At 61.1% G+C, this 10130-nt stretch carries 7 protein-coding genes; 2 read left to right on the top strand and 5 right to left on the bottom strand.

Features of this window, described 5'->3' with window-relative positions; genetic code table 11:
* Window positions 1–95: 95 nt before the first annotated feature.
* Window positions 96–347, bottom strand: a complete 252-nt coding sequence (locus RCH07_RS18360) for an Eco57I restriction-modification methylase domain-containing protein (RefSeq protein ID WP_326968929.1) — start codon at window positions 345–347, stop codon at window positions 96–98.
* A 2-nt stretch (window positions 348–349) separates the two neighbouring features.
* Complete coding sequence (locus tag RCH07_RS18355) at window positions 350–2620, bottom strand: hypothetical protein (RefSeq protein WP_326968928.1); 2271 nt, start codon at window positions 2618–2620, stop codon at window positions 350–352.
* A 68-nt stretch (window positions 2621–2688) separates the two neighbouring features.
* Between RCH07_RS18355 and RCH07_RS18350 the strand changes: the two genes are divergently transcribed.
* Window positions 2689–3192, top strand: a complete 504-nt coding sequence (locus RCH07_RS18350; protein WP_326968927.1) for a DUF4158 domain-containing protein — start codon at window positions 2689–2691, stop codon at window positions 3190–3192.
* Window positions 3193–5772 (top strand): Tn3 family transposase, encoded by a 2580-nt coding sequence (locus RCH07_RS18345; protein WP_326968926.1) that lies wholly within the window; start codon window positions 3193–3195, stop codon window positions 5770–5772. It abuts the gene before it with no gap.
* 18 nt (window positions 5773–5790) lie between these two features.
* On the opposite strand, the gene RCH07_RS18340 is transcribed toward RCH07_RS18345, so the two are convergent.
* From RCH07_RS18340 to RCH07_RS18330, 3 genes are all read right to left on the bottom strand, one after another.
* Window positions 5791–6369 carry a recombinase family protein gene (locus RCH07_RS18340; protein WP_326968925.1) on the bottom strand — a complete coding sequence of 193 codons (579 nt, stop codon included), beginning with the start codon at window positions 6367–6369 and terminating at the stop codon, window positions 5791–5793.
* Window positions 6370–7060: 691 nt separating this feature from the next.
* Window positions 7061–7735, bottom strand: coding sequence for an ABC transporter ATP-binding protein (locus RCH07_RS18335; RefSeq protein ID WP_326968924.1), 675 nt, complete (start codon window positions 7733–7735; stop codon window positions 7061–7063).
* A 27-nt stretch (window positions 7736–7762) separates the two neighbouring features.
* Complete coding sequence (locus tag RCH07_RS18330; protein WP_326968923.1) at window positions 7763–9763, bottom strand: hypothetical protein; 2001 nt, start codon at window positions 9761–9763, stop codon at window positions 7763–7765.
* Window positions 9764–10130: the final 367 nt, after the last annotated feature.

Genomic DNA, 10130 nt, shown 5'->3' with positions numbered 1-10130 from the left:
CACGCTCCACCAGGGACTCATCGAACAAACCATTCAGGCCAGAAGAACCAGTATCCATACCCCCAATTCTCCCAGCCACCCCTACCAGGCCCCGGTTAATCCTCCGGCGTTTTAAAACCGGCACCCTCATTACTGACCCACGCACCTAGCATCTTCTCGTTCCATGCCTTGGGCGTGAATCCCGCGTTAAAAAGGAACCTTGCCGGAGTGATGAGTACGGCCTTCTTCCCGACCTCGTAGGCCGCCTCCATGAACAGGTGATAGACAGGGGTGTCTCGGGTACCCGCGCCCTGGGCTTCCTCCTGGTAGGGCGGGTTACCGATGACAACATCGAACTTCTTACTCATGGTCAGTGCCCTTCCGTCAGCATGTCGTCGACCATCTTCTGCCGCTCCTCCGGGGTCATCCGGGCAAGGTTCCCAACCCGGAAGTGACCGGAGCCTTCGATCCACGCCTTGCGCTCGGGTACACCGCCGGAGACAGCCTCGATGGTGATGTGGTGAAGGATCTCGTTGTGGCTTATCTCGAAGATCTGTGAGGTCAGGATGTGCCGCAGCCTCTCCTCCTGGTCCGGGAACACCGCGGCGAGGCCGGTGTCGAGACGTCGCACGAGTTCCATCAAGAACAAGCCTGCAGTTGAGAACAGGTCGGCGAAGGTCCTGTCCGGGTCGGTGAAGATCCCCGGGTCCTCCTCCGCTAGGGTGTCGACCATCGTCTTGACCACGGACTGCGGGGTGAACACCAGGGATGTCTTCTGCTGCGGGATGTAGGCGAAGATGTTCTCGGTCTGTTTGTCGTTGAAGTAATCGGCGAGCGTTTCCTTCTTGTCCAGGAAATCCTGGACGGCCTGGTCGAAGACCGTCTCGTCGAAAAGGCCCGGGATCCTCGTCACGGTGCCGTTCTCCTCGGCGACTTCCTGGCCGTCGCGCAGGAGGCGGAACTCGGATTCGGTGATGCCCGTTATCTCCTCGAACACGTCGTCGGGCGTGTAGTCGTCGAAGTTCGACAGCCGGATGCCGCGGTCCCCGTATGCCATGAGGAACATGGGAATCGTGCGGGCGAAGCCCCGCAGGTGGGAGCGGGCGTCGTCCATCGTATGGTCTGCGCGCCCCTGCTCCTTTTTGGTCTCTTCGCGGGTGACCACCTCGGGTACGATCTCCTCCATCGTCTTGTCGACGATGGTCATGACGTTCGCCTTGAACGCCTCGTCCTGCTCGGCCTTCTTGGCCTCGACAGCCTGGGCCTCGGCCTCTGTGGCTGCGTTCTTCAGCTCGTCCTCGATGTGCTTGCTAGCGATGTTGTGCTCGGTGTATGCGCGCTCGATCTGGTCCTTCACGGCCTGCTCGGTGCGCTTGATGTCGCGCTGGACCTGCGTGGCGGTGAGCCCGTAGACCTTCGTCAACTCTTCGCGCTTGGAGCGGGTCTGGTCGGTCACCACCCTGGCGATCGCTGTCGCCGCCGTGGACGCCGGGGCGTCGGGCTCGGGGGTAGGGATCTCCTCGATGCTGTAGACGGGCTTACCGAGCTCGGCGACCTTGGCGTTGATAACGGTCTCCACGTCGACCTGGACGTTGCCGTCGGGGTCAGTGATGGGCGGCGGCTGTGGGATCTCGATGGGCTCCCCGGTGTTGACCTTGCCCTGCTTCGCGGTGGGCAGCTTGTCCAGAATCTCCTTGAAGTGCCCGGAGTACCGGAAGATGCCGGCGACGTTCGCAAACAGCAGGTTCGACAGGAAGCCGCGGCGCACGACCTCGCGGGCCTTGAATACCTGCGGGAAAGTCAGGACCTGGGAGGCGTCAAGCTCGATCATCCGACCCTCAGCGTCTTCACCCAGCACCGGGAAGAAGTTCAGCAGCCGGTGGACGTTGTCCTGCCGCACCCGCTGGTCGCCCGAGGGGTTCGGGTGCAGGTTGTTGGCGAAGGCGTCGAAGATCGTCAGCGTGCGTTCGGGCGCGAAGTCGAAGATGTATGCGTTCTGCTTCTGGAAGACGCGCCCGCCGCGCTCGAACGTGCAGGGATTCTGCGCCCGGAACGCCGCCTGCATGTACTGGGCCGGGGAGGACAGGTTCGACAGCATGATGACCGCGGTCCACTCCGGCACTGTGACGCCTGTGGTTAGCTGCCCGACAGACAGCGTGATGGTCTTGCCGTTCGACGTCTCCGCCTCGGCGATGGCCGTGCGCACCTTGTCGAGGGACTTACCTGCTGCGACCGGGTCGGACTCGTCTGAGCGTCCGTCGCCGGCTGCCAGGATGATGGTGTAGTCCTTGAAGACGTCGTGCTTCTTGAGGAGCTTCTCCAGTGCTTTGGCCGAGGCGACGCGGTTGAGCAGCCAGAAAGAGTGGCGAATCTCATCGCGCAGCTCGGGCGTGGAGAACGGGTACTTCTCGTTGGCCGCGAGGCAGTCGAGGAACTTGATGACCTCAGGCTCGTGCTCGAAGAAGCCGTTGTCTTTCGTCGCGAAGAATTCGTTAAGGTCGAACGTGTAGTCGATGTTCGCCGCGTCCTCGTCGATGGCGACACCCTCGGCCAGACGGTCCGTGATCATCCGCGAGATCTGGTAGGTCAACAGGTTGAGCGTCGGCAGCGCTGTGTAAGGGTTCTGGGGGTCGAGGACCATCCCGCGGAAAAGTAGCGCTAAGGATCAAACCGATCGCAACAATTGCTAGCGTCGATCGTTGAGAGAGCATGGCTGGTGAATATTTAACGGCTGCCGAAGAGGCGGCGTACGGGCGGTATGCGCACGAAGCTCCGGAACAGTCGGTGCTGGATCGGTTTTTCTTCCTCGATGACTTGGATCGCGAGCTGGTGGCGAAGCGGAGGGGCGACCACAACCGGCTCGGGTTCGGACTCCAGCTTGTGACCGTTCGTCATCTGGGTGCTTTCCTGGATGATCCCGTGGATGTTCCGACCGCTGTCGTCGATTTTGTTGCGGCGCAGGTAGGCGTGGCCGATCCGTCGTGTGTGAAGCGGTACGTGGAACGGAAGCAGACTCGGTTCGAGCACCAGTGGGAGATCGCCGAGGTATACGGTTTCGTCACTTACGCCTCGATGGAGACGGAGCTATTGGAGTGGGTGGACCGGCAGGCGTGGACCAGTGACGCGGGGCCGAAGACGCTGTTTTTCGCGGCGGTGGCCTGGCTACGCGGGCGCCGCGTGCTGTTGCCGGGTGTAAGCACCCTCCGAGACTAGGTGGCCGGCGTCAGGAAGAAGGCCGAGTCCCGGTTACATGATGCTCTCGCTGCGGTGGTGACAAGTGGGCAGGCGGCGGCACTGGATAGCGTGCTTCTGGTCCCTGGGCAGGGGCGGCGGTCTCAGCTGGATTTGTGGCGTCATCCGCCACGCAGGGATCCATCGGGTCGGTCGATGATGAAGGCGCTGGACCGGGTGTCCGAAATCGCGGCCCTGCGGCTGGGAGAGATCGATATCGCGGGTACGGGCGTATCCAAGCGGCGAGTGTTGCAGTTGGCCCGGTCCGGAATGAACGAAAAAGCGCCGAAACTTGCCCGGCATCCGGATAGCATGCGAACCGCGACCCTGCTGGCCACGCTGACATGGCTTGAAACGAAGGCCACCGATGATGCCCTGGAACTCTTCGATGCGCTGCTGGCCAATGAGCTGTTCGGGCGGGCGGCGAAGTCCGCGGACAAGGAGACCCTGAAGCGCTACCCCCGTGTGGCCCGAGACGCCGCGCTGGTCAAGTCCGTGGTGGAGGTGTTGTTCGAGGCCGAAGAGCTGGGCGAGGACATTCCACTGGGCATGCTGTGGGCAATGATCGAAAAGGCAGTGGGTTCCAGGGCGAAGATCCGGGCGGCGGTAGAGGGACTGGAACTGATCACCCCGCCACCGCAGGCCGGGCCGGACGGGGCTTGGCGGGCGACGGTCCTGGAGAGGTACAACTCGGTGAGAGGGTTCGTGAAAATGCTGTGCCAAAGCATCAGGTTCGGCGCCACCACCGACGCACAGCGGGTCCTGCGGGCCATGGAGGATCTCGCGCAGCTGCTCGAGGTGAAGGAGACGGCACGGGTTCCCAAGGGATACCTCGATGCCCGCAAGGTTGATGTGCAGCTCGTCCCGTCAGGCTGGTGGCAGAAACTCGTCTTCGCCAAGGACCGGCCAGAGGGCACGGTTGACCGCAATGCCTATGTGTTCTGCGTGCTGGAGCTTTTCCACGCCGGTCTCAGACACCGCGACATCTTCGCGCTGACCTCCGAACGGTTCTGCGATCCCCGGGCCAAGCTACTGTCGGGTCCTGCATGGGAGGCCGCCAAGGGGCCGGCCCTGGGGGCGCTGCTGCTCCCGGAAAGTCCGGACGCCCTGCTGGCCGAACAGGCGGAGGACTTGGACGCGGCGTGGCGTGCAACCGCAGGCGGCATGGTCACCAACACCGATATCACCGTTGACACGGGAGGCAGGCTGCACCTCGGCAAGGACGAGGCCCTGATCGAACGCCCGAGCCTGCTCGACCTGCGCAGCCGCCTGTCCGGCATGATCCCGCAGGTGGACCTGTCCGAGCAGATCCTGGAAGTGATGGCATGGCAACCGGCGTTCGAGGCCTCGTTCACGGCCGTGTCCGGGGCCAGGACAAGACTTGCTGATCTCCATGTTTCGGTCGCGGCCCTGCTGACGGCGCACGCACTGAACGTCGGGCTCTCCCCGGTGATCGGCGAAGTGGCTGCCCTGACCGCCGGCCGGCTGGCCCATGTCGACCAGCATTACCTGCGTCCGGAGACCAACGCCGCAGCGAACACCGTACTCATCGATGCCCAGGCCGGACTTACCCTCCCTCAGGCCTGGGGCGGGGGGATGGTCGCCGCCGTCGACGGGATGCGGTTCCTCGTGCCCGTGCGGACAATCGATGCCCGGCCCAACCCGAAATACTTCCATCGCAAGAAAGGTGTGACCTGGCTGAACATGATTTCTGACCAGTCCGTGGGGTTGTCCGGCAAGGTTGTCTCCGGAACACCCAAAGATACCCTCCACTTCGTGGATCTGGTCATCAGCCCCGACAGCGGTCAACGCCCGGAGGTGCTGGTCACCGACCAAGGGTCGTACTCGGACATCGTGTTCGGTCTCGTTACTCTCCTGGGCTTTGACTACAGGCCCGTATTGGCCGATCTGCCGGATGCAAAGCTGTGGCGTATCAACGGCGGTGCCGACTATGGCGCTCTGGACAAGGCCGCCCGGGGCAGGATCGATGTGGGCAAGATCCGCCGCCACTGGCCCGATATCCTGCGCGTGGTTGCCTCCGTGCATACTAGGGAAGTCTCCGCCCACGACGTCATCCGAATTCTCCAGCGCGACGGCCGTCCTACCGACCTTGGCGAAGCTCTCGCTCATTACGGTCGTATCTTCAAAACGCTCCACGTCCTGACATTCGTCGATGACCCCCAATATCGGCGGGAGATGAAGGGCATGCGAAACCTTCAAGAGGGCCGCCATGCCCTGGCCCGGCACATCTTCCACGGGCGCAAAGGCGAACTGCACCGGGCCTACCGCGAGGGACAGGAAGACCAGCTCGGCGCTTTAGGCCTCGTGCTGAACTGCGTGACGCTCTGGAACACGGTCTATCTCGACCGTGCACTGGAGACGCTGCGGGCACAGGGCCACCCGATTGCCGAGGAAGACGTGGCCCGTCTATCGGCATACCTGCGCCGGCACATCAACGTCCACGGGCACTACTCGTTCCAGCTCCCCGACCTCGGCGGGTCGTGGCGGGCATTCCGTGACCCTGAAGGCAGTGATGCCGGAAACGGAGCCGACCAGGGGTAGCCGGGATAGAGAACCCGGCTACCCCTTCCGGGTCTCGAAGTGACGGTAGATTGTGGGTCTCGTGACACCGAACTCGGCCGCGATTGCCGCCACCGTGCGTACCCGCTTGCCGTCGGTGCCGGTTTCTTCGTACATTTCCCGTGCGATCTTCACCTGCCGGGGAGTGAGCTTCGGCTTCTGGCCGCCGGTGCGCCCCCGCGCCCTGGCGGCGGCGAGCCCGTCGCGGGTCCGTTCAGACATCAGAGCGTGTTCGAACTCGGCGATCGAGCCGAGGATCTGGAAGAACATCCGCCCGGTGGCGGTGGATGTGTCGATGCCCTGGTCAAGGACGACGAGGTCAACACCGCGCTCCTGCAGGGTGTTGGACAAGTCGATGAGGTTTTCCAACGACCGGCCGAGCCGGTCAAGTTTGGTGACGACGAGCTGGTCCCCGGGACGGTTGGCCGAGAGCAGCGCCTTGTCCAGTTCGGGCCTGCGGGCGAGCTTTCCGGAGGCCGTGTCGAGGAAGACCTGCTGGCAGCCGGCCGCGGACAGGGCATCGTGTTGGGCCTCGGGGTGCTGATCCCGGGTTGAAACCCGTCCGTATCCGAATCGCATATCGGAAACGTATCACTAACCGGGTAGAACGTTACATAGGCGAGTACACGGCAAGTATTACAAAATGAGCTCTGTGTTTCCGCGCCTTTTCGAACATGCACTGGAGTGTCTTGCGAACGAACGTTAGCGGACGCCAACCGACTATGGCTTGGGCGCTACTCTTCCGCGAGTTGGTCCCCAAGCCCCAAATCATCGAGGATCTGGGCTACTCACAGGCCCCCGGCGCAGTCAACTCACAGATGCCCGTGCATCTTGGGCGAGTTTCCAAGCCCCAGCTTCGGCCCACGACGCGAAGACTGGGGCGTTGGTTCCAGTTATGGACTGCGCGGCGTGGTCATTCAGAAGGATCATCGAGATGCTTGGGCCCTCGAAGGCCTGAGTCTCGTCGAACGTGCCGGTGCATGTGAATGCCAGATGCTCCGGGCTTACCCAAGCGCCGGTTCCGTTCGCGGCAGCAGTTGCAGAGAGAGCTGTGCGAAGGTCCTCGCCGGACTTGAAATAGCCCTGCCTCCGGACCAGCAACCGGCCGCTATAGGTGGTTGGTTGCTTCTGAGACTTGAATGCGGGCTAAGCGACACCGGCGGCCGCAGGCCGAAGCCCATGGCCGCCGAAGGGGGAAATTGGATAAGCCGCCTATATATCAAGCGTGAGGATCTGCGTCCCCGAAGGGCGCGCCCGTAGTATCACCGGGTCAGTGGGCGACGTAACCCGCCATAACTGGTTCAACCACAGAGCCGAGCCGCAGCTTTAGGTCACAAGCTTTCATAAGAGCCTCGTCATGGGTGGCGATGACGACGGTAGCTCCGCGCGCTGCCTCTTCCTGGAGGAAACCGGTCACGAGGTTCCGGTTGAAAAGGTCAAGGGAAGCGGTAGGCTCGTCGGCGAAAATCACGTCCGCGGATTTGAACATAGCCCTGGCGAGACCGACACGCTGTTTCTCCCCGCCGCTGAGAGTTGATACCTTTTCGCCACCACGACCAGTGAGCCCAACCCGGTCGAGCGCAATTTCAATTCGGCTCTTCTGCCGCTTACGAAGACCGAAGAGAGATATCTGGGATAGGGCCACGTTGTACTCAACTGATTCCTCATCGATGAGTCCGTAGTCCTGGAAGACAAAGGCTGCGTGCTGCTGCCAGAACTTCCGCCGCCGACGATCGTCCCAGCGGGTTGCGTCTTGATCGCCGACAAGTACCCGCCCCCCGTCGGCGCGACGGAGAAGCCCCAGTACATTGAGAAGAGTCGTTTTCCCGCATCCACTAGGTCCGACCAAGGCCAGTGTGCGGCCGGGAACGGCGGTGACACTCTGTCCTCCGAGGATGTTCTTGTGGGCGATTGCGACAGTAACGTTCTCTGCTGTGATTTCCATTGAGATCCTTTCCTGAAAATTTTCTGGTCACGCCGCGCGAGCGAGAACTCTTGTGAAGACTCCCCTTGCCGAGGTGACATGCAGTATGACCGTGACGGCTAGATAGAGCGGCACGGTGGTCAGCGCCCACCAGACTTCGGGTCGGGCGCCTGCTCCCAAAGCGAAGACCATTGAGACAGCCAAAACGATAGCCATTGATCCTTCCCACGCGAGTCGACGTGCAAGGGACTTCAGCCACGTCCACCCGGAGGTGCGCTGCACGAGGAGGCGCCGTGCCTTCGAGATGGCGTAGACGAGCGCCGAGACGGCTGTGCTCATAGTGAGGGCGAGCAAGACAAGAGTGAAGGAAAGGCTCTTCATGCCTGCAGATTGGTTCTGTAGCTGGCTGTTGTACAGTGCGGCGTCGGAGATCCGGTCGACGGAAAGAACGACGTTTCCCAGCGGGTGGCCTGCGAGATAGCCGCGTAACCACTCAGAATCACTGAACGTAAGATTCGAAGTCGACATCATGGCCCCGATCGTATGATCGTTGAAAGTCTCCGATGGATCGTCCACGACGATGACGAGCGGGTTGGCGAAATGCACCATTTCGCCAAGGACCTGAGTCAGGGCGGGGAAGTCTTCTTGGCCCGTGTAGCGGAAGGGCACCAGTCGCTCTTCGATGCCGTCGAGGTTTGTGCCCGCCCGATTCAAGAGGGGGTACTGCTGAGATAGGTAGTTCACCAGGGGAGTGGGGAGAGCATTGATGGCGATCTTCTCCCCTCGCCCACCTAGAGGGTTTCCAGACGATGGAGTGAATCCTACGACGGGGGAGATCGCCTGCAAGTAGCTCGAATTTGCGAAGACCACGCCGTCATAGCCGCCCAAGTCGGATGGCGCTGCACCCTTGAGGCCCAGATCTTCCGGTTTGACAGCGTAGGAGAGCGTCAATTTGCCGGCCTTTGAAGCCTCGCTCACCAAATCGTGCTTTTCGGCTAGGCGAGTCTCAAACTCAGCGTCAGAGCGGATGGAGTCACGAAGCGAAACGTTGTCCTTGAGGAATTCCCATTGTGCATTCTGGTTGGACAGATTTGTCGCCTCAGTTATGGACGCCCCCACGACCGGAAGGGTCACCGTAACGAGGACCAGTGTTGCCGCCTTGAGTACTTCACTAATGCGTTGGAAATGCTTCTCAGGAGGCAGGCGCGAGGCTATTCCGTCCACGGACGGCCAAGTCATCATGCTCACAAGCCAAGCGCAGAGCATCATCATCGCCAAGCCGCAGGCGATGAACGCCGAACTCGTGAGTGCAAACGGCATTAGATACGAGATCTTGCCCTGTAAGGCCACGAAAGCCAAGGCGCCGATTAATCCCACGAGAGCAGGAACAGTCACGACCCGCAGCAGGGAAAGGAGGTCCTCAAGGACCACCTTGCCGGCAGGAGCTCCACACAGGACTTTTAGTGAGCGGGCCCGTGCGCGCAGGACGTACCAAGAGATAACGAGAGTAATAAGCAGGACCAGACAGGTCAGAAAAGTCAGCCAGGCGCCGGTACTCAAGAGCGCCTGACTGAGCACGGCCGAGGCACTCTTCTCGGTAATGACACGCTTCACACCATGGGCGTCCAACCATTGCACGAGCTGCGTCGTGGCAACCTCAGGTCCTGAATAGACGTAAGGCCCACTCAGGGGAGCCGGCCCCAACTCATGAGCAGGCAGCAATTGGCCATGCATCCCGGACTTGAACCACGCAAGGTCCTGTGCCGCCTTCGGCGCTTCGCTGCCGAACACATAGAGCGAGCGACCGTTGAAGAAATCCTCTGGATCGGCCACAACTTTGGCCAGGTGAAGCCCTGATTCACCAGCCATGGCGTCGAGCTGGGAGATGACCTGGTCTTTGGGCAGCTGAATCTTTGAGAAATCCAGGCTCGCAGTGAAATCGCTACCCCTGGGAAATGCTTCTTCGGCGGTGGAGATATAGATTCCACCCAAAACCGACAGGAAGACAGCAATGCCTAAAGATGTAATCCTCACGAGCAATTTCAACATTTTTACTACAGGTCCTCACAAAGGCATGGAACCACCCGGCGAAAAATACTGTTTCGCCGGGTGGCACTGTATTACTTATGGACTGATCAAACTAACAGGTCCGGTAGTACCACGAGTTGTGCGTCCATGTATTTCCGGTGTGCCAAGCGTTCGCCCATTTGTCAGGAGCGGTGTTAACACTGATGCTGTTACCCCAATCAGTGTAGACAGAGGAACCGTGGCAAGTGCTGTTGATGTAGTCGGAATAGACGCCGGCATTGTAACCATAGTTCGGCTCTCCTGACAGAGATGTGGGTTCCGTTATCTCTGGTATGGGAGCTTGATTCTGACGGGTCCGCAGGCGAGCATGATCAGGGCGAGTGCGGCT

The sequence above is a fragment of the Arthrobacter sp. CG_A4 genome (assembly GCF_035985125.1).
Lineage (GTDB): Bacteria > Actinomycetota > Actinomycetes > Actinomycetales > Micrococcaceae > Arthrobacter.
This window is presented reverse-complemented; position numbering and strand designations above follow the sequence as displayed.